The following is a 23275-nucleotide window of genomic DNA, read 5'->3' as shown; positions in this document are numbered from 1 at the left end:
TTGGCTTTGATCTTTCGATTTCCGTAGCTGGCGTGGCTCAAAATCGAGGGAGACAGAAAACCTTTTCATTGACTCAGGCCAATCGATTCGATCGCACCAAGAAAATGACAACACTGAGCGCGGAAAGTTAGATGCTGGGGCTAGATGGGACTCTGGAAATGATGTCAGGCTGAGTCATCCTGCTTGGGGTTTGGTTGATTGCATCCTAAACCGCAAAAATGAAAAACCAGTGAAGCCACAAAAATCATGGCCCCCAAATACCCTGGATCATCCCTGACTCAGGTTATGGATTCGCGCGCGTTTGCAAGGTCAAAACCTGGGGCGGGGTGGCATCGGGGGGATAGATCAGGCTGACTTGCACGAGCCGATCGCCCTGGGGCGGCAACTGCACCGTCGCGAGGGGCTGACCCGGTTCTCCTCGGCGCTGCACCAAATGTACATATCGCGTTTGTGGCAATCCCCGATCGTCGGGATATCGAATGCGGACGGTTCCCCGAAAGAAGACCGAGTTGGGCAACGGATCGAAAAACTGCAACCCTGGCGCGGGCGAATCAAATTTCACTGGCGTTTCTAGGGCAATGGCCACCGTCTGCGGTTGGGCTGTGGGGTTATGCAGGGGCAAGGTGAGGTCATATTCAATCCCGTAGTTGCCGTGGGCAGCCCAGGCCGTATCCGGGTAGCGAGCCACGATCGGGGCGGTTTGCACTTGCTCAGTCCCCAGCCGACCGGCAACCAGGGTGCTCACACCATAGGAAAAGGCCGCACCGGGAGCGGGAATGCTGAGGCGTGGGTTGTTGGGCCCATCGGTAACGATCGCGCGCCAACGGGACCCGATCGCCACGCCGGCCACCCGGCCATAGCGCAGGGGGCCCGGTGCGCCGGGGGCTGTGGGAACCGGCTCGCGCGGCCCTGACAGTGTTCCGGTGGTGAGCGTGGATCGCCAGTCCGCTTCCGTGGGGGGCTGTTCTCCACCGTCGGGGGTTGCCTGGGCAAAACGGGCGAGGGTGGCGGCATAAACCGGGCGATCGCTGTCCAGACGCAGCAGGGTTGAGCGACCGTTCAGGGGTGGGTTGAGCGATCGAACCGGAATGGGCAAACTGGTCAACACCACTGTCTCGCCCGGGGGAATGGTGACCCGATCGGGCAAATCCGCTTGGCGGCGGCCGCGCAACACCCAATCCACCGCTCGGCTGCCGGGGCCCGAGTAGACCTGGCCGATCAGGTTATCCACCATCGGCGGCAGCGCAATAAACGGCGCATCGGGCTGGCTGAGATAACTGGCCCCCTGAAGAACTCGCACCGTTGCCGATCGATTGGGATCCGCATTGCCCAGCACAATTCCCACATAGAGCGATCGCAGGTCGATCGCCCCATCCGGCCCCGTTGCCGCCGCTTTGGCAATGTGGTGGGCAAAAATATCAAACCGCCCTTGAAACACCTGGTTGAGGTGTGCCTCGGGACTGCGCATCCCAGCAGGGGGAAAGGTCGAGAGCAAAATTCCCGCTTGCTGGACAATTTCCGGGCTGTTGCTATTCAGCACAGGCACCGCATCCAAATGTCCCGGGAGCGATCGCACCTCTTGGGGCCGTAGATTCGGACTCGGACTCGGTGCGGGCGTTCCGGGTGGCAAGCCCTGCGCTCCCACAATTCCCGCCAGTAGCCAGCTTGCCAACACCATCCTTCAAGCCCTCCCGCAACCACAAAGCATCGCGGCTCCCATTATCTCAAACCAATGGCCCCTCCTGGGTTGCCAGCCGCTGGGGTTAATCAACAGTTCCTCAACCCATCGCCCTGATCGAATTCGGGCAACTCGCAACCCTCGATCGCCCCAGCCGCGCAACTCCCCAGCGCAAAAAACCAACATAGCCCAGCATCAACCGGCACTAAACAGCCGAATTAACCGAAAAACGGGCTAAAACGTTTCATTTAGGATTACTAACCTCTTCGTGCCCCTCGAAAGCCGAAATAGTTCAACAGCCCTTTGGCCACAAAAGCCACGACAACTCATCAGTCCCAAGAGGACAATGGCATCAGAAATCACAATCAAAAATCTTGAGTAATTTGGAGTGATTTTTGGAGCAACTTTTGCAGAATCACCTGAACAGAGTTATCAATTTTTCGCCTAAAGGCTTCGTGATTTCTGACAAAAACTTCCCGTGATGACGGTCACCATAATTTAAACTTTTTCAAATTCTCAATCGCCAGAAGCTTTGCCCACAAAAACTTTTAGTCTTTTTAAATTTGATCTTTATTTAATCTTTAAACTTTAAATAGGCTTCATAAAACTAGCTTGCAATTAAAGATTCCGCCAAGAGCCAGAAAAACGCTAGACAGGCCTTCGTAAACACAGTACAAGTAAATCAAGAACCCAAAAGAGCGCGTGCTTTTCCAGGCAAAACAAGCGGACTAAATCATTCACCGGTTTGGTAAGTGGGCGCGATCGACATCAAGGGTGCTGTCAGGAAAAGCGATTCCAGCAAAACTACCACTGCTCACCAAGAACATTCGGATTAGGACTAGGAGGATTTAAATCGTGAAAGGTTTTATTTGGAAAGGCTTTGTCCTCGCAGCGGCTACCCTCGTCGGCACCATGTCTGCCTCCGCTGCTCGCGCGTTGCAACTAACTCCCGAACAGTTGGCCCAATTCGATACTTATGTCCAACAGGAGCGCAAAGCATTCACGGCGCTGGAACTCTCGCAAATTAACCCCAACAGCCTGAAGTGGTCGGGTGCTGCTGATTCGCTGGAAGTTTACTTCATCAACGAAGGCGCAGGTTATCGCAACCAGTTGCTCTTTTCCGCCAACAATGGCCCTTTGAGCACGGTCTTTAATGATGTGTCTTCCAAGGAGTCGATTTTGGCTGAGGCTGATGGCCCCCTGAAGCGGGGTCAAGGCGTGAGCCTCGGATCCTTCAGCAAAGGCAGCGTGATTGACTTCTTCCTGAACTCTGATGGCTACAGCCGTGGCGAAAACTACGCTGGCATCACTTCGGATCAGGTCTATGGCACTGGGACTTGGAACTTCTTGGGCGCTGATGCCAACCGCAATGGCGACAAGCTGCAACACATGGTTGCCTACGACTTGGGCGATGGTTGGACTCTGATGGGCTTTGAAGACATCGTGACCGGCGGTGACCTGGACTATAACGACACGGTGTTTGTGGTTCGTGGTGTTTCCGGCTCGAAGGTGGCAACGCCTGAGCCTTCGGTGATGCTGTCGTTGGCTGCTGCTGCGGCTCTGGGCTTGGTGTCCCGCCGTCGTCAGCAAGATAGCTAGACCGATCAAGTGATGCTGCCATGGGTTGCCACTCACCAGTAGGCAGATGATTGAATGGGCGGATGATTGAAGTAGGTGGTGGCTAGCGATTGCTAGTCGTTAGCAATCGCTAGCCATCAAACTGGCGGGTGACACTTTCAATTGGGCTGAAGTTCCATTCGCCGGTTCGATCGAGCAATGGATATGGATTTGGTTCGGTAGGTCATGGGTGAGTTGAGCAAAGTCAACTCGCCCACCTTTTTTTGGCTACTTTTCGGCTAATTTTTGGCTACTGGTTGGCGACCTGGCGGGCAAAGGCTGTTTTTTGGAAAAACCGCGCTTGGCCTGGGCCTAGCCTGTGCCATCATCTCCGGGTTAGGAATGCTGACCGGGAGAGTTTGGCTTTTGGATGTTACAGGATGGATGGCGGCAACGCTGGCGGCTAGTTCGATCGCCCCGGTGGGGATGGCGCACCCTGGCGTGGGCTGGTTGGGGGCAACGGTGGCGGCGCTGTTTTGGGGGTCGTATCTAGTGCCCGTGAAGCGGCTACCGACGGTGGATCCCTTGGCGGCGCAACTGAGCATGGCGATCGGGATTGTGCTGTTAGCCATTCCGTTGGCGATCGCCTCTGGAGCTTGGATTCCCAATGGTTGGGGCCTGCTGGCGGGGGTGATTTGGGCCTTGGGCAATTACGGCTCCATTTTTGTGGTGCGGGCCTTGGGATTGGCGCGGGGGTTGGCCCTGTGGGCCACGATCGGGATTGGGGTTTCGTTTCTTTGGGGAGCGTTGTTTTTTCGGGAGCCGGTGTTGTTGCCGGTGGCCGTTGGGGGAGTGGCGCTGCTAGTGGCGGGAATTGCCCTGATGAATTGGCCCGATCGCCCGGCCGGAACGCAACCCCCAGACACTCGATCGACTAATTCACCGGTTAACCGATCGAGCCAGCAGCCCAGCCGCCGACCCAAAATCCAGCATCAGGGCTGGTGGCTTTGTGGCGTGGTGGGGTTGCTGTTTGGGTCGCAATCAGTCCCTTTTGCCTTTGCGGCCCAAAGCCCGATCGCCTTTGTGCCGTCTATGTCCCTTGGGATTTTGGGAACAGCGAGTCTGTTGGCTGGGCAACGGGGCGGTCGGGTGTTGCGGCAGTTGCCCCGATCGAGCCTGTTGGCGTTGGTTTGCTCGGGAATGCTTTGGAATGTGGCGAATGTGGGCAGTTTTTTCGCGGTCGATCGCCTCGGAATGGCGGTGGGAATGCCCCTAACTCAGTTCGCGATCGTGGTGAATGCAGCTTGGGGTCTGTGGTTATTTCGAGAGGTGACCGGTCGCCAGCAAATTTTGCGAGTGGCGATCGGGACGTTCTGCGCCTTTGGTGGAATTATTCTGATTGGAGGATCGCGCCTTTGAGGGTTGTTTAATGCATGGTTGAGCCTCAAAGCGCTATGAGACATAAATGAGGAAAAGCTTTTATGAACGTTCCATTTTCAGGTGGCTGTGCGTGCGGTGTCATACGCTACGAGTGCTCTAGCCAACCAATGGCGATGCTCAATTGCCATTGTCGCGATTGTCAGCAATCTAGCGGAGCGCCATTCGCATCTGGCGTGGTTGTCTCCACAAAGTCCATTAGGGTTACGGGTTCTCCAAGCACGTACTCCGTTCGCGCCTCTAGTGGTGCTCAAACAACTCGCAGCTTTTGTCCAAATTGCGGTAGTCCTTTATTCGCAACCGGCGAAGCAAGGCCCGATTTCACATCCATACGCTTCACGACGCTTGACGATCAAAGTAACTTTTATCCAGCGTTGGACATCTGGACATCGAGCGCAGCTTCGTGGGTTTGCCTGAATGAGGAGCTGCCACATTTTCCGCAGTCGCCACCCCAAAGTAACGACCGTCTTTGAATATCCGAGAATATCCGAGTTTGTATATCTGAATGGCGGGAGAAACCGGCAAGCTCAATCAGGGTTGGGTCTATCAAGATCGGGTCGATCGCGCAGCGGCGGGCCTCACCCTTTTGGCCTACTACAGCCAACACTATCGGCACTCCACGGAACAGACTTGGCGCGATCGAATTTTGGCGGGTCAAATTTTGGTTGAAGATGGCCCGGCCAGTCCTCAGCAAATTCTGCGATCGGGACAACGGTTAACCTATCATCGCCCTCCTTGGGTGGAACCAACCGTGCCCCTGGATTTTGCAGTGCTCTATGAAGATGCGGATCTGTTGGTGGTGGCGAAACCCGCTGGCTTGCCCGTGATGCCGGCGGGGGGTTTCTTGGAACATACCCTGTTGCGGCAATTACAAAAACGCTATCCACAATCCAGCCCTGTGCCCATTCACCGGCTGGGGCGCGGCACTTCCGGTTTGGTGTTGTTGGCCCGATCGCCCCAGGCCCGATCGCACCTGACCCAACAAATGCGCGATCGACAAATGCATAAGGTCTACTGGGCTTTGGCAGTGGGCAACGCTCCCATGGATCGGTTTCGGATTGAGCAGCCGATCGGCAAAATTCCCCACCCCCAATTGGGGCATCTTTACGGGGTCACCCCGGATGGAGCCTTTGCCCGCAGCGATTGCCAAGTGTTGCGGCGGGATCGTGACCAAATGTTGGTTGAAGTCACCATTCTCACGGGCCGTCCTCACCAAATTCGGATTCATTTAGCCGCCGCCGGATTTCCCCTCGTGGGCGACCCACTCTATGGGGCCGGTGGGCAACCGCAACTGACCCCGATCGCGCCGGAGGCCCCAAGGGATCCCGAGGCGATCGCCCTGCCCGGCGACTGTGGCTATTGGCTCCATGCCCAAACCCTCGCCTTCCGCCATCCCCAAACCCAAGCCCCGATCGAGGTTTGCTGTCCTGCGCCGTCGCCATTTGGCCAACCTGCCCATAGTTAGCGCCAGATCTTGAGCGCCAGATCTTGAACATCAGATCTAAGGAGCCTTGGAACCCGCCGCCGAACCGCCGATTTGAACATTGGGCGTTTGGATGGTTGGGGCTTGCTGACCGTTCCACTTTTCAATGCGAGTTCGTTCCACCCGCAACCGCTCCAACTCCAATAATTGCGGGGTGATGGAACCCGCCCGTAGGCGATTGGACTCCGCCTCCGCCCGGGCCTGCTCGATCGTCACCAACGCCTCTCCCTTGGCCCTCGCCACATTGGAGGCCGCCTCTGCTTCCACTTTGCGGCGATTGGCCTCAGCCGTTTGGGCCGCCTGTTGGGCCGCAAACTGTTCGTTAATGCTTTTTTGAATGTCTGGGGGCAGCCGCAACGGCCCCAAAAGGGACACATCTTGAACGGTGATGAACTGAAAGCGTCGTTGCACACAGGCCCGCACCGTTGCCACCAATCGCTGCTGGCTGGTGGGCACTTGCACAGGAGTCAGGGCTAAGGTTTCTGCCGCTTCCGAAAAACAATTTCTCAATCCATTTCTCAGCTCATTCGCCCGAAATTGATCGGGGGTTTTGCGATAGGTTTCATAAAACTCATGCAGTCTGGTTTTGGTGGTGTTGGGAATTACTTCCGTAGAAAAACCAAACGATAGACCCACATCAGCCGAAACGGGACTACCGGCCACAGAAAACACGATCGACTCATCAACGGGTGAGCCTTCCGTTGCTTCTTTGGTGAAAGGATAGGTATTGACAAAGGTTGGAAAAACAACAATTTCTTCTGTGTAGCCATTAAACCAAACGCGCCCCGAAACCAATTCAGCTTTATCAATTCCCTTGCTGCCACCATAGAGTTGAATTTTGAGGCCGGCATATCCTGGCTCAACGGTGGTGATGCTGGTTCCAGGAATGATGCCACAGGCGTTAAGGGCTGAGGTAAGCAGGGCAAGCAGCGAAGTTTGGATGATGACTCGTTTTGGGAATTTTTTCATGGCTGACGCTCTTACTCTCAATTAAAAATCAGTTAAAAGAATGGCTGAAAAGTGTCTTGAAGCACTTGCCAGGTATCAGCCTCCATGACTAGGGGCTTGGGCCTCTGGTCTTCATTGATTGATTGGGCAATCGTTGATCGATCAGGCAAGCCATATTTCAGTTTTAGCCTTTGAAATATCCTCTAGGTGACAAGTTAAACAAATGATCAAAATACCGAGTAAGAATTAGTTATAGATTTAGCAGACAATTAATTAAAATATTTATCAGAAATCAATTAAAGATTGATCAAGCGATTAATTAAGAAATTAACTTTAAACAAAATTCGTGCTGAGTCATATCTTAGGGCGATCGGTGAGTAGGTTTAACGGCTTGGGACTGATCGGCAACATGGGAAATCAGTCGTTGATGATCAGTTTCCTAATCAGGAAAAGGCTGCAACAAATCCAAGGGCGATCGGTTCAAGACACGATAGGTTTCATCCTGATTGAGCAATTGCAATGTTTCGATCGCCTCCTCCACCGATCGTGAAGAAATCGCCAGTAATTGCACCGTTCGCAGCCGCCGATAGACCGGATCGTATTGCGCCAACAGGGTTCGGGCCCGTCGAGCATCCAGCCACCGCCACAGGCCATAACCCAGCGATCCAACCCAGGCGATCGGCACACCCAACACAATCGCAAACCCCAAGAGGGGCCAATGGGAATTGAGAAAGAACGGCGCGATCGCAAAGAGCAACAAGCCCAGCAAGATTTCTGCCAGGGCAGTGAGTAACCAACGTTGCCAGGTTTGAAGCGGCCAGCGCCGCCTGCGTCGTTTCATGGTCACCTTGCCCATCGCCTGTGCAATGGCATGTTGAATCGCCGGTTTCGATAATGTGGTGAAAAGTTGGATGATTGCTCGATCGTAGCCAGCGATGCCCACGATTGCCCAGCGTTTGATCGATCGGCCTCTTGATCGACCTCTTGATCGACCTTGGGATTTACGTCATCGGGGCCACGAAGCCGATCGACCTTGGCACAATGAAATGAGCTGCCCCTGTTCCCGGGCCGGTAGCCACATCAATCCACCCTCCCCCCCCCGATCGCCCTTGAACTCCCTGCTCACCGACCTGACCAAACTTCGCCCCCACCTGCGATCGCGCCTGTTGCTATCCCACCTGCTGGTGGTTTTCCTCAGCATCGGTAGCTTTGCTCTGGTGGGTTGGTTTTCGTCCCCCAAAACCTTTGTTTGGAAGCTGGATGAGCTGGAGGTGCGGGGGTTTCGGTTGCGCTATGCCCGCACGCAACTGGTGAACAGTTTTGGGTTTGTGTTGCAGCAAAGTACCCTTTGGTCAGCGCTGGTTGGGGCCACGGCGGCAGGAGCCTTTAGCTATTGGGCGGCTTTGCGGATTGCGCGGCCCCTGAAGCACATGGAAGAGGTGACTGTGCGGTTTGCCTCGGGGGAACTGGATGCCCGCATCCAAGCCAGTGATATTCCAGAGCTGAATCAGTTGGGCAGTAGTTTCAACCGCTTGGCCACGAGCTTAGAGGGCACGGAGCAGCGCCGCCGGGATTTGATCAGCGACCTGACCCATGAACTGCGCACACCGCTGACGGTGGTAAGGGGCTATCTCGAAGAACTGAGTGAAGGGCGCATTGATCCCACGCCGGATTTGTTCGATCGCTTGATTCGCGAAACCAAACGGCTGGAGCGACTGGTGAGCGACACTCAAGAACTATCACGGGCAGAAACAGGCTATTTGCCAATTCATGTGCAGTCGATCGATCTGCGGCCCCTTTTGGAATCGATCATTAACCGCATTGCCGATCAGGTATTTGATGATGAACCAAAGTTAATTTTGGATTGTCCGGCTGTGCTGCCGCTCGTGGCTGCCGACCCCGATCGGGTGGAACAGGTGTTGCTGAATCTGATGGGCAATGCTTTACGCCACACCACCTGTGGCTCAATTCGCCTTTGGGCCAACCCCAAGGATGAACGCGCCCTTTGGGTCGGGGTCACGGATACGGGGGAAGGCATTTCTGAGGAAGATTTGCCCCATGTGTTTGAGCGATTTTGGCGGGCCGATCGCAGTCGTTGCCGCCATGAGGGTCGCCAATCCACTGGCGCGGGAATTGGTCTATCCATTTCTCGGCGGTTGGTGGAGCTTCAGGGGGGTGAAATGGAGGTGACCAGCGAGCTAGGCAAGGGCAGCACGTTTCAATTCAGCCTCCCGATCGCGATCGGGAGCGAGAAACTTCAGAAAAGCATCGAAACAAATTAGCAGTAGAAACATCCAGCAAACCTGACTCCCTCTCCCCAGCCCGAGCGATCGCCCAGGTAATCACCCCAGTAATTACCAGTAATGATCAGAAACTATTCCACCTCGCGCCGCCCTTCCAAAGCCTTGGCCAAGGTCACCTCATCGGCATATTCCAACTCCCCCCCCACGGGCAACCCAAACGCGATTCTGGTCACCTTGGTAAAGGGCTTGAGCAGTTGGGATAGATACAGGGTGGTAGTTTCCCCTTCAATGCTGGGCCCGATCGCCAAAATTACCTCATGGGTCTTTTCGCGATGCACCCGCTGCACCAGGGGCTGAATCGTCAGGCTTTCGGGGCCAATGCCATCCATGGGGGAAATGACCCCGCCTAAAACGTGGTAGCGCCCACGATATTCACGAGTGCGCTCGATCGCAATCAGATCCCGCGAATCCGCCACCACGCAGATCGTCTGTTGATCGCGGTTCGGGTTGCTGCAAACCTCGCAAACCGGCTCCGCCGAGAGGTGATAGCAAACTTGGCAATGGCCCACCTGTTGCTTGGCATCCAGCAGCGTTTGGGCCAGGGTTTGAATTTCCGCTTCCGGGCGATTCAACAGATACAGCGCCAACCGCTGGGCAGATTTGGGGCCAATGCCCGGTAGCCGTTGCAATTGCTCAATTAATCGAGCCAAAGGACGAGTATAAACAGCACACCTCCTGCGCTGCGCCGCGTAAAGCACCAGTTTGTTTCGCAGTCGCGTATTCTAGCACTTCCCTTTCGGGCAAGCGGAGCCTACAATCGTGCTGATTTTTCGCAATGGCTGGAACTATGACCGAGGCTCCGATCGATCGCGCTTCCGAGCCTAACTTGGTCTCCCCTCAACTGTCCGGTGACCTATTAGCGCTCTATCAAAACCTGCCCCCGATCGCCCTGGGTGTATTGGCCTCAGGAAGTGGCAGCAATTTTGAAACCATCATGGAGGCGATCGCCGATGGCCGCTTACGGGCAGAGGTGAAAGTGCTGGTTTACAACAATCCCGGGGCCAAAGTCGCCGCCCGGGCAGCCCGCTGGGGCGTGACCGCCGTTCTCCTCGACCATCGCCAATACCCCGATCGCAACCAGTTTGACGCTGCCGTTGTCCAAGCGCTCCAGTCCGCTGGAGTGGAATGGGTTGCCATGGCCGGTTGGATGCGGCGGGCCACCGAAACCCTCGTCAACGCCTTTCCCCAGCGGGCCATCAACATTCACCCCAGCCTGTTGCCCAGCTTTCCCGGCATTCGAGCCGTTGAACAGGCCCTCGCCGCCCAAGTCAGAATCACTGGCTGCACGGTGCATTTCGTGGAGCTAGAGGTGGACAGCGGCCCCATCCTGATGCAGGCTGCTGTTCCTGTTTACCCCACCGACAGCGCCGAAACGCTCCACGCCAGAATCCAAACCCAAGAGCATTTGATTTTTCCCCAGGCGATCGCCCTGGCCGTCGCTCAAGCCAATCAAGCCACTCAGCCCTAGTCGCTTCAAGCTCAATCCAAAGTCAATCCAAAATCAATCCAAAACGCCCAAGAGTTACATGAACTCTCGGGCGCTGAAGCATTAGCTTGAGTAACAAACTCAATTCCCCACTGGGCAATTCAACCAACGCAGCATTTAATTACTGGCAACACTGGCAACTTTTTTAATTACTAGCAATTGCTGGTAATTGCTGATTGAAATTGCTAGGGATAATTGGCGATCAATCGCCCTACTGAAAATCTCTAGAGCTTCACTTCAATATCCACACCAGCCGGCAAATCGAGCTTCATCAAAGCATCGATCGTTTTCGACGACGGTTGATAAATATCAACCACACGGCGGTGAGTGCGCGTTTCAAAATGCTCACGCGAATCCTTATCCACGTGGGGAGAACGCAGCACGCAATAGATCTTGCGCTTCGTCGGCAGCGGAATCGGGCCCACCGCCGTTGCGCTCGTGCGGTTCGCCGTATCCACAATCTTTTCGCAGGAAGCATCCAACAGCTTCCGATCGAAAGCTTGCAAGCGGATCCGGATTTTCTGTTGCTGAATCGTCGCCATACTCAAAGACTCAGGGGGTGTAAAGACTCAAATTTTCAAGGTTCAGGGTTTGACTGAAGACAGCCGTAGGAACGCTGAATTCAGCGTTCCTACAGTGTCTAGCTCAGATGAACCAACAACTACTTAACGATCTTGGCAACCACGCCAGCACCAATCGTCCGGCCGCCTTCGCGAATAGCGAAGCGCATCCCCTGTTCGATTGCTACCGGGCAGATCAACTCAACCGTCATCTTGATCCGGTCACCGGGCATCACCATTTCCACGGTCGAGCCGTCGTCAGCGGTGTAAGCCGTGATTTGACCGGTCACATCCGTAGTCCGCACATAGAACTGAGGACGATAGCCAGCGAAGAACGGGGTGTGGCGGCCGCCTTCTTCCTTGGTCAACACGTACACTTCAGCCTCGAATTGCGTATGGGGGCTGATCGACTTCGGCTTCGCCAGCACCATGCCGCGCTCGATATCTTCCTTTTGGATACCGCGCAACAGCAAACCAGCGTTGTCCCCAGCCATCCCTTGATCCAGGGACTTCTTGAACATTTCCACGCCGGTCACGGTGGTGCTGCGGGTGTCCTTCAGACCCACGATTTCCACCGTGTCGCCCACCTTGACGATACCGCGCTCGATCCGGCCGGTGGCAACCGTACCACGACCCGTAATCGAGAACACGTCTTCCACCGCCATCAGGAAGTCACGATCCACATCGCGCTCAGGAGTGGGCACATAGGCATCCACTTCGTCCATCAGCTTCAGGATCTTGTCAACCCACTCGTTTTCGCCGCGAGCGGTCTTGGGGTTAGCGGTCAGGGCTTCCACAGCCTTCACAGCCGAACCAATCACGATCGGGATGTCGTCGCCGGGGAAGTCATAGCTGCTCAGCAGTTCACGGACTTCCAGCTCAACCAGCTCCAGCAGTTCAGCGTCATCCACCAAGTCTTCCTTGTTCAGGAAAACCACCAGGTTGGGCACGCCCACCTGGCGAGCCAGCAGGATGTGCTCACGGGTTTGGGGCATGGGGCCGTCAGCCGCCGACACCACCAGGATGCCGCCGTCCATTTGAGCAGCACCGGTGATCATGTTCTTCACGTAGTCCGCGTGACCAGGGCAGTCCACGTGGGCGTAGTGACGATCTTCGGTCTCGTATTCCACGTGAGCCGTGTTGATCGTGATCCCACGGGCTTTTTCTTCCGGTGCGGAGTCGATGTCGGCGTAGTTACGAGCCTTGGCCTTCCCTTGAGCCGCCAGCGACATGGTGATTGCAGCGGTCAGGGTCGTTTTGCCGTGGTCAACGTGACCGATCGTCCCGATGTTGACGTGAGGTTTAGTCCGTTCAAACTTTTCGCGTGCCATGAGTCTTGTGCGTTCCTTTTCCTTGCTATGCGTTCCCCTTACTCTTCGCGATGATCGCCTCAGCGACGTTGCGAGGAACTTCGCTGTATTGGCTGAACTCCATCGAGAAGATACCGCGGCCTTGCGTCATCGAGCGAATGTCGGTGGCATAACCAAACATTTCTGCCAGAGGTACTTTAGCAGCAACCTTGGCCGTTCCGCTCTCGGAACCCATCCCTTCGATTTGACCGCGACGGGAGTTGAGGTTCCCCATCACGTCACCGAGAAACTCTTCAGGAGCTTCAACCTCAACCTTCATCAAAGGTTCGAGGAGGACGGGTGCTGCTTTCATGACCGCCTCGCGGACAGCCATGGAGCCAGCAATTTTGAATGCCATTTCCGACGAGTCCACATCGTGGTAAGACCCATCGACCATGGTGACCTTCACATCGATCAGTGGGTAGCCTGCTAGGATACCGGATTCGCAAGCTTCGCGCATCCCCTGTTCCGCAGGGCCGATGTATTCCTTCGGCACCACACCACCGACGATCTTCGAGACGAACTCAAAGCCCGTCCCCGGTTCGCCCGGCTCAATTTCAACCACCACGTGGCCGTATTGACCCTTACCACCGCTCTGGCGGACAAACTTGCCTTCTGCTTTGGCAGCCTTGCCGATGGTTTCGCGATACGCCACCTGAGGCGCACCCACGTTGGCTTCCACACGGAATTCCCGCATCATCCGGTCTACTAGGATTTCGAGGTGCAGCTCACCCATCCCAGCGATCACGGTTTGATTGGTTTCCGAGTCAATGCTGACGCGGAAGGTCGGATCCTCTTCCGAGAGGGATTGCAGGGCCTTGGACAGTTTTTCCATGTCCTGCTTGGTCTTCGGCTCAACGGCCACCGAGATCACCGGCTCAGGAATGAACAGGGATTCCAGAATGACCGGATCGCTTTCGCTACAAATCGTGTCGCCGGTGATGGTGTCCTTCAGACCCAGGGCTGCGCCGAGGTCGCCAGCACGCATTTCGTCTACTTCGATTCGTTCGTCAGCTTTGAGCACGATCAAGCGCGAAATCCGCTCTTTCTTACCCTTGGTGGCGTTGTAGACATAGCTACCCTTGGTGATCACGCCGGAGTAGACCCGGATGAAGGTCAAGCGACCGTAGGGGTCAGCCATGATCTTGAAGGCCAGGGCTGCCGGGGGCGCGTTGTCGTCGGCCGGACGGGTCACTTCTGAACCATCGGGCAGCAGACCCTTAATCGGGGGCACGTCGATCGGGGCGGGCAGGTAGTCCACCACGGCATCGAGCAGCAGTTGAACCCCTTTGTTCTTGAAGGCAGAACCGCAGAGCATGGGGACGATCGTGCCGTCGATTGTGCCCTTGCGCAGCGCACCCTTGATTTCCTCTTGGGTCAGCTCTTCGCCTTCAAGATACTTTTCGGTCAAGACATCGTCGGTTTCTGCAACCGCTTCCACCAGCTTCAGGCGATATTCATCAGCCAGGTCAACCAGATCTTCAGGAATATCGGTTTCTTGGATGTCGGTGCCCAGATCGTTGGTGTAGAGGTAAGCACGCATCTTCACCAGGTCAACAATGCCGCGCAACTCGGATTCAGCCCCGATCGGGATTTGAATCGGCACTGCATTGGCCTTCAGGCGATCGCGCACCTGACCATAGACCTTGTAGAAGTTCGCACCCGTCCGATCCATCTTGTTCACGAACACGATCCGGGGCACTTTGTAACGGTCAGCTTGCCGCCACACCGTTTCCGACTGGGGCTGCACGCCACCCACAGAACAGAACACCGCGATCACACCATCGAGCACCCGCATAGAGCGCTCCACCTCGATCGTGAAGTCCACGTGACCAGGCGTATCAATGATGTTGATCTTGTGATCGTTCCAGCTCGTACTGATGGCCGCAGCGGTGATCGTGATCCCACGCTCACGCTCTTGCTCCATCCAGTCCGTGACGGCAGTTCCTTCGTGAACTTCACCGATCTTGTGAACCACGCCCGAGTAATACAGAATCCGCTCGGTCGTCGTTGTTTTGCCCGCATCAATGTGGGCGGCAATTCCAATATTTCGCACTCGTTCGAGCGGAATCGATCTGGCCACTTTAACCTCCTGGGACTCCTATCGCAGATACCATGTTACATCCTTGTTAAGTAATCGAAACAAAGACAGAACGCTGGGGGAACAGATTGGGCTGATCGCTATTTAGAGTGCGATCGAACCCCACTGCCACCAAAGCGCTTGTCTCAGTTTCCAACTCATGAGGACTGAAGCACTGAGCCATTTGTCAGCCGATGAATCATCGTGACAAACGCTCGAAACTCTCGAAACCTAGTAGCGATAGTGAGCAAAGGCCTTGTTCGCTTCCGCCATCCGGTGCGTTTCTTCGCGCTTCCGGATTGCGCTACCCGTTTCGTTGGCCGCATCCATCACTTCATTCGCAAAGCGGCTCACCATGCTGCGGCCGCCGCGTTGGCGAGCAAATTGGATCAACCAGCGCAGGGCCAGGGCAATGCCCCGATCGCTCCGCACTTCCATGGGCACTTGGTAAGTAGCACCACCTACCCGGCGGGCTTTCACTTCCACCAGGGGCGTTGCATTCTTCACGGCCCGCTCGAAAATATCAAGCGGTTCCGAGCCAGTGCGCTCTTGGATCAACTTGAAGGCATCGTAAACAATCCGGGAAGCAACCGACTTCTTACCGGATTTCATGATCCGGCGAACGGTCATGCTGACCAGGCGGCTGTTGTAAACAGGGTCAGGGGGAACAGGGCGTTTGTTGACAGTTGTGCGACGAGACATATAACAGTAGCCGTTAGGTCACAATCAGAGCGTGAACAAGCAAACTAAAACTTTGGTGTCGCAAAGTCCATGAATATCTGCCACCCAGTCAGCACTCAGTCAGGGGGCTGCATGGGTGCTTGCTGGGAGCCTGAAATGGCTAACCGCGATTTTCTAATTCCTTTGCGTACCAAGCACCCGAGCAGTCACCGGCAACTTCGTTATGAGCAATTTCAGTGGTTGAACTGACCATGTTGAAGTTGCGGTTAACAGTGCCGGCCCGGGACTACGGAACCACCATTATTTTTGGGGCTTCGGGCGCTTCGCACCGTACTTGGATCGCCCTTGCTTACGATCTTTAACGCCGGCAGTGTCAAGGGTTCCGCGAATGATGTGGTAGCGCACGCCGGGCAGGTCTTTTACCCGACCACCGCGAATCATGACCACTGAGTGTTCTTGCAGATTGTGCCCAATGCCCGGAATGTAGGCTGTCACTTCAAAGCCGGAGGTTAGGCGAACACGTGCCACCTTACGCAGGGCAGAGTTGGGCTTTTTGGGTGTGGTGGTGTACACGCGCGTGCAAACGCCGCGGCGCTGAGGACAGCTTTTGAGCGCTGGCGATTTGGTTTTGCTCTTAGCTTTGGCGCGCTCAGATCGGATGAGTTGCTGAATCGTGGGCATGGGCTTACTGCACCGGCAGATTCTAGATATTCGATGGGGTCATAAAATGTCACGGTCTATAACTATACGGATGGGCTGTTACCTTTGTCAATGAAGCGTAGCTAGGTTGACAGCTTTCTGGGAATGGCTTCCCTAGGCAGGCGTTTCGCCAGGGTTTGCTGTCCCCCGGCCGGTGCGGTGGTCATGGTTTCGAGACGATCGCCCTCAACCCTTAACCAAACGCATTGATCGGCTACAATTCGCCATGGTCAAAGGAGTGCCCACAACTGCAATTGTTGCGAGCATTGGGATTTTGAAACCGGAAATTACCACCCACCAGGTCTTCGGAATAGTCGATCGTCAAGCCCCGCAGGTAGGGCAAATCATGATCGCGCACGATCGCCCGCCAACCATCTCCTTCCAGAGCCTGTTCATCAGGGCTGATCGCCTGGCTCGGTGGGTGGAACTGCAAGACATAGGTTAAGGAGCGACATCCTCCCGATCGCACCTCCAGCCGAAACCAGCCTTGCTCCAGTCCCCATTGTTGAGCAAGACGTTGAACTTCAGCTTGGGCCGCAGCAGACAGAACCAACATGGATAATCAACAGAATTTTTGAGAAATGGTTTAAAAAATGCGGTCAACGAAGTGTGATTTGGCTCGCCAAACGCCAAGAGCCACCCCTGAAACCCGTGTCATCGCAACAACATTCACGATTTCAGGCAAACCCAGGCAAACAGACTCAATTCAAAATCAGGGCAAGCCAAATCAAGACCAATCAGGCAAGACCAATCAAAATTAAATCGAAGCAATTACCCTACTTAGCAGCAGGGGTGCGGGCGTAGTCATCCTGAAAACGAACGATATCGTCTTCGCCCAAATATTCCCCATTCTGCACTTCAATCAACACCAGGGGAATAGTGCCGGGGTTCTCCAGCCGGTGGGCAGTGCATTGGGGAACGTAGGTGGATTGATTGGGCGTGAGCATGATTTCGTTATCGCCACAAACCACACGCGCCGTGCCTGAGACAACGATCCAATGCTCGCTGCGATGGTGATGCATCTGTAGGCTCAAGCGATGACCGGGCCCCACCTCAATGCGCTTGATTTTGTAGCCGCGTCCCTCTTCCAACACCGTAAAAGATCCCCAGGGCCGTGCTTCGGTTTGGTTCGTGCTGAGTCCGTTTTTCGGAGCAACACCGTTCTCGGTCTCGGGAGTTTGAGTTTTTGTTGCAGCCACCGTACTGTCCTCGTTGAGTGTGGGTGTTCAGTTATGGGTCATTTCTGACCGACTGTCCTTGCGCGTTTGCAAATCTTTAGCTCGTGAGCCATTCGGGGAGTCGGCCCTTACTAGGTAAAGTACCCAAGCTCAAATGGTGTTGATCTGGATGATGTTGATTTAGTGCTGATCGCTGGGCGTTGATCACAGAGCCAATCGAAGCCAATCACTGGTCATTGAGTCGATCGCCAGGTTAATCGCCCGTTGATTGCCCGTGGGAGCTTTCAGGAACCTCCCAGCCGATCGATCCACATCCCACATTTCGGTTGATGCAGTTCAGCTCCCTTTGCCGCTGAACCCCCTGATCATTCCTCTGTTTCGAGTATAGGCGAGGAATTTTGAGGCGAAAACAGTTTCCCTGCTCAGCACTGACCCCCTCCAAACCCGTCAGCACCCGCCCGATCGCCCCAGATTCATCCCCCAGCAGCATCGCCCTGTTGCGCCCCCCAGGAGTCGCCAATTCGCAAAACCAGAGCGTCCCGATCGCCCGATAATTTCCCAGTTCCTCGATCCCCAACCTTGGGATTCGATCGCCCCCCAGGGATTCACAGTGACCTGTGGCGCATCGGTGATAATCTGATACTTGGCAAAAATACCGATGAAGGCGCGCTGGCGTACCTTCAGTGCGGTTCGCCCCGTTAACACCGAGTTTGAAAAACCGCTCGCACCCCAATCAGCGATCGCCCGGTGCCTCCCACCACGACAGCGCGATCACTGGATTTGCGAGCAAGCCAACCCAGATCATTGAAGCGATAAACTCACAGGCTCGAGCATGGTCACCACCACTGAAAAAACCAACGTCGGCTACATCACGCAAGTCATCGGCCCCGTGATCGACGTGAAGTTCCCCGGCGGTAAATTGCCCCGCATTTACAACGCCCTCAAAGTCCAGGGAACGAACCGCGCCGGTCAAGAAGTTTCTGTGACCTGCGAAGTGCAACAGTTGCTCGGCGACCAACAAGTCCGTGCTGTGGCAATGAGCAGCACCGATGGTCTCGTGCGCGGCATGGAAGTCCAAGACACCGGTGCACCGATCAGCGTTCCCGTGGGTAAAGCCACGCTCGGCCGCATTTTCAACGTTTTGGGCGAACCCGTTGATAACCAAGGGCCCGTCGAAGCCACTGAATTTTCTCCCATCCACCGGGCAGCCCCCAAGCTGACCGAACTGGAAACCAAGCCCTCCGTGTTCGAAACCGGGATCAAGGTCGTTGACCTGCTGACCCCCTACCGTCGCGGCGGCAAAATCGGTCTGTTCGGCGGCGCTGGCGTGGGCAAGACCGTGATCATGATGGAATTGATCAACAACATTGCCACCCAGCACGGTGGGGTGTCGGTGTTTGCCGGTGTGGGCGAACGAACCCGCGAAGGGAACGACCTCTACAACGAAATGAAGGAGTCGGGCGTAATTAACGAGGAGAACCTGAAGGAGTCCAAGATTGCGCTGGTTTACGGCCAAATGAACGAGCCGCCGGGAGCACGGATGCGTGTTGGCCTGTCGGGTCTGACCATGGCTGAATACTTCCGCGACACCAACAAGCAAGACGTGCTGTTGTTTGTGGACAACATCTTCCGCTTTGTGCAAGCCGGTTCGGAAGTATCGGCGCTGCTGGGTCGGATGCCCTCCGCCGTGGGTTACCAGCCCACCCTGGGCACGGATGTGGGTGACCTGCAAGAGCGGATTACCTCGACCACCGAAGGTTCGATCACCTCGATTCAAGCCGTCTACGTGCCCGCAGATGACTTGACCGACCCCGCTCCGGCAACCACCTTTGCTCACTTGGACGGTACCACGGTATTGTCCCGGGGCTTGGCCGCTAAGGGAATCTACCCGGCTGTGGATCCGTTGGGTTCGACCTCGACGATGCTGCAACCGGCGATCGTGGGTCGCGATCACTACGACACGGCTCGGGCAGTGCAAGCCACCCTGCAACGCTACAAGGAACTGCAAGACATCATCGCCATTTTGGGTCTGGATGAATTGTCTGAAGAAGACCGCTTGACGGTGGCCCGCGCCCGGAAGCTGGAGCGTTTCCTGTCGCAGCCGTTCTTCGTGGCGGAAGTGTTCACCGGCTCGCCTGGTAAGTACGTGACCCTGGAAGACACGATCAAGGGCTTCAAGCTGATCCTGTCGGGTGAGCTGGATAAGTATCCTGAGCAAGCCTTCTATATGGTTGGCGACATCGATGAAGCGATCGCCAAGGGCGAAAAGCTGCTGAATAGCTAGTTTTTAAATCGCGTTGCGGAATGCGGGGGCTGGGCTAACCGGTCTCCGCTGCCGCTGGTGTTGTTTGTTCACGGTGTTGCAATTCCGCTCGATCGAGCCAAGAGGTTATGAGCTTAACAGTTCGTGTTATTTCCCCAGACAAGACCGTTTGGGATAACCAGGCAGAGGAAGTGATCCTGCCGAGTACCACAGGACAGTTAGGCATCCTACCCGGCCACGCGCCGCTGCTGACGGCGTTGGGCACGGGAGTGATGCGTGTTCGGGTCAGTAAGGATTGGTTGCCGATCGCCCTGATGGGTGGCTTTGCTGAAATCGAAGATAACGAAGTGACGGTGCTGGTGAATGGAGCCGAACGGGGTGACTCGATCGACCGTTCCGCCGCCCAAGCAGAATATACCGACGCAGAAGCTCGGGTAGCTGCCGCTAACAGTCCTCAAGAGAAAATTAAGGCAACCCAAGCCCTCAAACGCGCCCGTGCTCGGGTGCAGGCGGCTGGTGGCACGGTTTAGACCGCCAACCAATTTTCATATTTTCTCGATCTCAATATCTATTTGTTGATGATCTTGATTATTCAGATCAACGATTGGATTGACTCATCCAAGGCGGGGTAGGGCTAAACCTATCCCGCTTTTCTTTATCCTGTTCCGATCTCGCTTCTATCCATCTCGCTTTTAATGAGAAGAGGCAACTTTGCTCACCGGTCGCGGGGATCCGTCGGTCTTCGCGTCAGGGTTTTGGTAATCTCCTCCGAACGATCAAAATCATGCAAATTTCAGGTTTATTGCGGGCGATCGGGCAGCAACTGAGCAAACGGCTGGGACAATGCGGGGCGATCGGCCTGTTGGGCTTGTTGATGTGGCTGATGGTTCCCACTGGTGCGGCCCAAGCCCTCACCAATATCAAGCTGTCGGATTTGAACTATCGGGAATGTCCGGCTGAAGTGGCCGCTGGGGCCGTCACCTCTGGTGGCGCAACGCTGCCGGCCAAATGCTTCATCGTCTATGGCAAGGCAAACAACACCACGGGAAAAACGGTGTTTGATGCGGATATCTTTGGGCGAATCTATGACGCGACGGATAATTCCATTATGGAAAATCGCACTCGTTTGGGCGCGATCGAGCAAATTCCGCCCGGCGTGAGCGAATTTGAGTTTCGGATTTCTGTGCCCGTCAGCCAACCGGAACCACTCCAGCTCAAGCAATTTAAGGCAGCAGGGTTCACTGCTCGCGTGCGTCGTTAATGGGTCGCCAAGATGGCTACCCACCCTTGGGATGAGTCTTGGAATTAACCCAAAGATGCCTATCTAATTGCCATAACCATCCCGAGCTAACAGAAAAAACGACAGCAAAAACAGCAGCAAGAACGACAGCAAAAAGAGGGGCCCGTCTTTTAACTTGCCCCTCCTCGATGACATGGGTTAATTGAGCTAAGCCGCTCGATCGATCAAGCCGATCAAATCGATCCAGTTAATCCAATCAGTTGAATTGATCAATTGAGTCGATCGAGCAGTTTTTATGACTGCACCGACTTCAAGTAAGCCAGCATCGTATCAGCATCAGAAACTTCAAAAGGATCGCTGGGAGCATTGTCTCCATAGCCAGGTTCAATGAAAATCTTTTCGATCGCGCCGTCATTGACCACCATGGAATAGCGCCAGGAACGCATCCCAAAACCCAGATTGGACTTGTCTACCAACATGCCCATCTTGCGAGTAAATTCCCCATTGCCATCGGGCAGCAAGAAGACATTCTGGGCGTTTTGTTGTTTGCCCCATTGAAACATCACAAAGGCATCATTCACCGACAAACAAACCACCGCATCCACACCTAGGCTCTTAATTTCTTCATAGAGTTCTTCGTAGCGCGGCAGATGGCTGGTGGAACAGGTGGGCGTGAAAGCACCCGGCAGCGAAAACAACACAACACGCTTGCCACCGAAGAGGTCTTGGGTGCTGAGATCTTGCCAACGGAAGGGGTTAGGGCCCGGCACGGACTCATCGCGGACGCGGGTTTTGAACACAACATCGGGGACACGATCGAGCATGGTGGTGACTTCCTTATGGGTGAGATGGAATCTTGCCTAAACTCATAATGATTATGACTTACAAGAAATGATTTGACAAGGGAAGAATTTGACCATCGATCGCTCTTGGTCGGCGATCGATGCGCCTATAACCGATCTAAGGAGGGGTAGTCGCTAAAATCAACGCAGTGCAATCATTAATTTCAACTGATTTAACCGTTGCGAGCGTGGGTACTGCCAGCATGGGCACTCCCAGCATGGGCACCGCCAGCATAGGCGAACAGATCGGGACTAAATTTCGTTGCAGTTATTGAAATTGGGGCACAGGTGATGAATTTTCTGGATTCGGATGATGATCCGCCCCTTCAAATTAACGTCACACCTATGGTGGACGTGATTTTTGCGATTCTGGCGTTTTTTGTGGTGGCTACGGCTTTCTTGACCCGATCGCGTGGTTTGCCGGTGAACTTGCCCAGCGCCGCCACAGGCCAAGCCCAAACCCAGTCAATGCCAGTGGTGACGGTGGATGCGGCGGGAAATTTGGCAGTCGATCGACAGCCGATCCCGATCGAACAATTACCCACCCTGGTGCAAGCAAAGTTGGGACCCCGCAACCCAGACCAACCCATGCGCACCGTAGCCATTGAGGCCGATCGAGCCGTGAGCCACGGGCGAGTGGTGGAAGTGATGGATCGGTTGCGCCAAATCCCCAACCTGCAATTGGCGATCGCGACGCGATCGGGCAACCCCTAACCCCAAGAGCCTGAGCCTTGGGATTCCGAGCCATGACAATCCAAGCCATGACAGTTCGAGCCATGGCATTAATGGCATTATTTGGGGAGAATCGCAGCAGACCACTGCGCTGATTCTGATGCGTTGATTCTGAATTAGATCTCCCCCTCCTCCTCATTGTTTAGGCTCACCTGCCATGCGCGATCGCCTTGAACCTGCTCCTTACCTTCCCCGTGTGCCCCTGTGGCGGCGTGGTGTGGCCACGGCGATCGATGCGGTCATTGCGGGACTGTTCAGCAGCCTGTTGGGGGCCGGGTTTGAACTGCCGGTTTTTGTGATCCTGTGGCTCCTGGTGCGGGTGGTGATGGTAGCCAATAATCGCGGCCAAAGTATTGGGCGATTGGCCATGGATATCAAACTGGTGAACCCCCGCACCCGCCGCCTGCCAACGATGGTGGAGCTGACCCAACGGGAGGGCATCGTGGGCATTGAAGCTTGGCTGGCCTTGCAGGGATTGTCCCTGTTGTCGCAGGTGAACCCGGTGGCGCTGCTTTGTTTGGCTCCGGCAATTGTCGATGGCATTGTGACGGCTACGGACGAAAGCCGCCAACAACAGTCCTTTCACGATCGCCTGATTGGGTCGATTGTGGTGCAAACTTCTCGGGGGTTTTCCCTAGATTTGAAGGTGCAACGGTGGTATCGTCTCCTGCGCGATCGAACTGAGCGTTTTATGCGAAGATAGAGTGCTGCAAAACTGCCCGAATCCGTTTGCGGACAAAATCAGCAGTTCTGCTCGAT

Annotated in this window: 24 protein-coding genes; 11 read left to right on the top strand and 13 right to left on the bottom strand. The window is 55.2% G+C overall.

What is annotated here, in order from left to right:
• Nucleotides 1-283: 283 nt before the first annotated feature.
• The gene (locus tag H6G52_RS02170) at nucleotides 284-1678 is read right to left on the bottom strand and encodes a DUF3370 domain-containing protein (protein ID WP_190526094.1); all 1395 of its coding nucleotides are present in this window, start codon (nucleotides 1676-1678) and stop codon (nucleotides 284-286) included.
• Between the two features lie 855 nt (nucleotides 1679-2533).
• On the opposite strand from H6G52_RS02170, the gene H6G52_RS02165 reads away from it, so the two are divergent.
• The 4 genes from H6G52_RS02165 (at nucleotide 2534) to H6G52_RS02150 (ending at nucleotide 6137) form a co-directional block, all read left to right on the top strand.
• Nucleotides 2534-3277 (top strand): DUF4114 domain-containing protein, encoded by a 744-nt coding sequence (locus H6G52_RS02165; RefSeq protein ID WP_190526092.1) that lies wholly within the window; start codon nucleotides 2534-2536, stop codon nucleotides 3275-3277.
• Between the two features lie 402 nt (nucleotides 3278-3679).
• On the top strand, nucleotides 3680-4654 hold the full coding sequence (locus H6G52_RS02160) for a GRP family sugar transporter (RefSeq protein WP_190526091.1): 975 nt from the start codon (nucleotides 3680-3682) through the stop codon (nucleotides 4652-4654).
• A 62-nt stretch (nucleotides 4655-4716) separates the two neighbouring features.
• Nucleotides 4717-5145 (top strand): GFA family protein, encoded by a 429-nt coding sequence (locus tag H6G52_RS18960; RefSeq protein WP_099532972.1) that lies wholly within the window; start codon nucleotides 4717-4719, stop codon nucleotides 5143-5145.
• Nucleotides 5146-5177: 32 nt separating this feature from the next.
• Nucleotides 5178-6137 (top strand): RluA family pseudouridine synthase, encoded by a 960-nt coding sequence (locus tag H6G52_RS02150; protein ID WP_190526090.1) that lies wholly within the window; start codon nucleotides 5178-5180, stop codon nucleotides 6135-6137.
• Between the two features lie 36 nt (nucleotides 6138-6173).
• Here the strand turns inward: H6G52_RS02150 and H6G52_RS02145 are convergent, their stop codons facing one another.
• Entirely contained in the window at nucleotides 6174-7124 is a 951-nt protein-coding gene (locus H6G52_RS02145; protein WP_190526089.1) for an SPFH domain-containing protein, read from the bottom strand.
• A 418-nt stretch (nucleotides 7125-7542) separates the two neighbouring features.
• Nucleotides 7543-7944, bottom strand: coding sequence for a hypothetical protein (locus H6G52_RS02140; protein ID WP_190526088.1), 402 nt, complete (start codon nucleotides 7942-7944; stop codon nucleotides 7543-7545).
• A gap of 94 nt (nucleotides 7945-8038) precedes the next feature.
• Between H6G52_RS02140 and H6G52_RS02135 the strand changes: the two genes are divergently transcribed.
• Entirely contained in the window at nucleotides 8039-9385 is a 1347-nt protein-coding gene (locus H6G52_RS02135; RefSeq protein ID WP_242026117.1) for a cell wall metabolism sensor histidine kinase WalK, read from the top strand.
• Nucleotides 9386-9477: 92 nt separating this feature from the next.
• Here H6G52_RS02135 and recR read toward each other — a convergent pair whose 3' ends face one another.
• Complete coding sequence (gene recR / locus H6G52_RS02130) at nucleotides 9478-10104, bottom strand: recombination mediator RecR (RefSeq protein ID WP_099532976.1); 627 nt, start codon at nucleotides 10102-10104, stop codon at nucleotides 9478-9480.
• 77 nt (nucleotides 10105-10181) lie between these two features.
• On the opposite strand from recR, the gene purN reads away from it, so the two are divergent.
• Nucleotides 10182-10874 carry a phosphoribosylglycinamide formyltransferase gene (purN, locus tag H6G52_RS02125; RefSeq protein WP_242026116.1) on the top strand — a complete coding sequence of 231 codons (693 nt, stop codon included), beginning with the start codon at nucleotides 10182-10184 and terminating at the stop codon, nucleotides 10872-10874.
• Between the two features lie 242 nt (nucleotides 10875-11116).
• On the opposite strand, the gene rpsJ is transcribed toward purN, so the two are convergent.
• From rpsJ to H6G52_RS02085, 8 genes are all read right to left on the bottom strand, one after another.
• The gene (gene rpsJ, locus H6G52_RS02120) at nucleotides 11117-11434 is read right to left on the bottom strand and encodes a 30S ribosomal protein S10 (protein ID WP_099532978.1); all 318 of its coding nucleotides are present in this window, start codon (nucleotides 11432-11434) and stop codon (nucleotides 11117-11119) included.
• A 119-nt stretch (nucleotides 11435-11553) separates the two neighbouring features.
• Entirely contained in the window at nucleotides 11554-12783 is a 1230-nt protein-coding gene (gene tuf, locus H6G52_RS02115; protein WP_190526085.1) for an elongation factor Tu, read from the bottom strand.
• A 25-nt stretch (nucleotides 12784-12808) separates the two neighbouring features.
• A complete protein-coding gene (gene fusA, locus H6G52_RS02110; RefSeq protein ID WP_099532980.1) occupies nucleotides 12809-14884 on the bottom strand; it encodes an elongation factor G in 2076 nt (691 codons plus the stop codon).
• Between the two features lie 228 nt (nucleotides 14885-15112).
• A complete protein-coding gene (gene rpsG, locus H6G52_RS02105; protein WP_190353862.1) occupies nucleotides 15113-15583 on the bottom strand; it encodes a 30S ribosomal protein S7 in 471 nt (156 codons plus the stop codon).
• A gap of 279 nt (nucleotides 15584-15862) precedes the next feature.
• A complete protein-coding gene (gene rpsL, locus H6G52_RS02100; RefSeq protein WP_099532982.1) occupies nucleotides 15863-16243 on the bottom strand; it encodes a 30S ribosomal protein S12 in 381 nt (126 codons plus the stop codon).
• Nucleotides 16244-16475: 232 nt separating this feature from the next.
• Nucleotides 16476-16817: an iron-sulfur cluster assembly accessory protein gene (locus tag H6G52_RS02095; protein ID WP_190526083.1), complete on the bottom strand. Its 342-nt coding sequence runs from the start codon at nucleotides 16815-16817 to the stop codon at nucleotides 16476-16478.
• 220 nt (nucleotides 16818-17037) lie between these two features.
• On the bottom strand, nucleotides 17038-17460 hold the full coding sequence (locus H6G52_RS02090) for a phosphomannose isomerase type II C-terminal cupin domain (protein ID WP_099532984.1): 423 nt from the start codon (nucleotides 17458-17460) through the stop codon (nucleotides 17038-17040).
• A 232-nt stretch (nucleotides 17461-17692) separates the two neighbouring features.
• Nucleotides 17693-18016, bottom strand: a complete 324-nt coding sequence (locus H6G52_RS02085; protein ID WP_190526081.1) for a hypothetical protein — start codon at nucleotides 18014-18016, stop codon at nucleotides 17693-17695.
• A 255-nt stretch (nucleotides 18017-18271) separates the two neighbouring features.
• On the opposite strand from H6G52_RS02085, the gene atpD reads away from it, so the two are divergent.
• The 3 genes from atpD (at nucleotide 18272) to H6G52_RS02070 (ending at nucleotide 20963) form a co-directional block, all read left to right on the top strand.
• Nucleotides 18272-19723, top strand: a complete 1452-nt coding sequence (atpD, locus tag H6G52_RS02080) for a F0F1 ATP synthase subunit beta (protein WP_099532986.1) — start codon at nucleotides 18272-18274, stop codon at nucleotides 19721-19723.
• Nucleotides 19724-19830: 107 nt separating this feature from the next.
• Nucleotides 19831-20232 (top strand): ATP synthase F1 subunit epsilon, encoded by a 402-nt coding sequence (gene atpC, locus H6G52_RS02075; protein ID WP_099532987.1) that lies wholly within the window; start codon nucleotides 19831-19833, stop codon nucleotides 20230-20232.
• Nucleotides 20233-20576: 344 nt separating this feature from the next.
• A complete protein-coding gene (locus H6G52_RS02070; RefSeq protein ID WP_099533033.1) occupies nucleotides 20577-20963 on the top strand; it encodes a hypothetical protein in 387 nt (128 codons plus the stop codon).
• A gap of 272 nt (nucleotides 20964-21235) precedes the next feature.
• On the opposite strand, the gene H6G52_RS02065 is transcribed toward H6G52_RS02070, so the two are convergent.
• Nucleotides 21236-21766 carry a peroxiredoxin gene (locus H6G52_RS02065; RefSeq protein ID WP_190353863.1) on the bottom strand — a complete coding sequence of 177 codons (531 nt, stop codon included), beginning with the start codon at nucleotides 21764-21766 and terminating at the stop codon, nucleotides 21236-21238.
• Nucleotides 21767-22075: 309 nt separating this feature from the next.
• Here H6G52_RS02065 and H6G52_RS02060 point away from each other — a divergent pair, with 309 nt between their 5' ends.
• Both H6G52_RS02060 and H6G52_RS02055 read left to right on the top strand, forming a co-directional pair.
• Nucleotides 22076-22498: a biopolymer transporter ExbD gene (locus H6G52_RS02060; RefSeq protein WP_099532989.1), complete on the top strand. Its 423-nt coding sequence runs from the start codon at nucleotides 22076-22078 to the stop codon at nucleotides 22496-22498.
• Between the two features lie 175 nt (nucleotides 22499-22673).
• Nucleotides 22674-23219: an RDD family protein gene (locus H6G52_RS02055; RefSeq protein ID WP_099532990.1), complete on the top strand. Its 546-nt coding sequence runs from the start codon at nucleotides 22674-22676 to the stop codon at nucleotides 23217-23219.
• Nucleotides 23220-23275: the final 56 nt, after the last annotated feature.

It is taken from the genome of Limnothrix sp. FACHB-881, assembly GCF_014698135.1.
Taxonomy (GTDB): Bacteria; Cyanobacteriota; Cyanobacteriia; order CACIAM-69d; family CACIAM-69d; genus CACIAM-69d.
The sequence above is the reverse complement of the archived record's forward strand: the minus strand, read 5'-3'. Positions and strand labels throughout refer to the sequence as shown.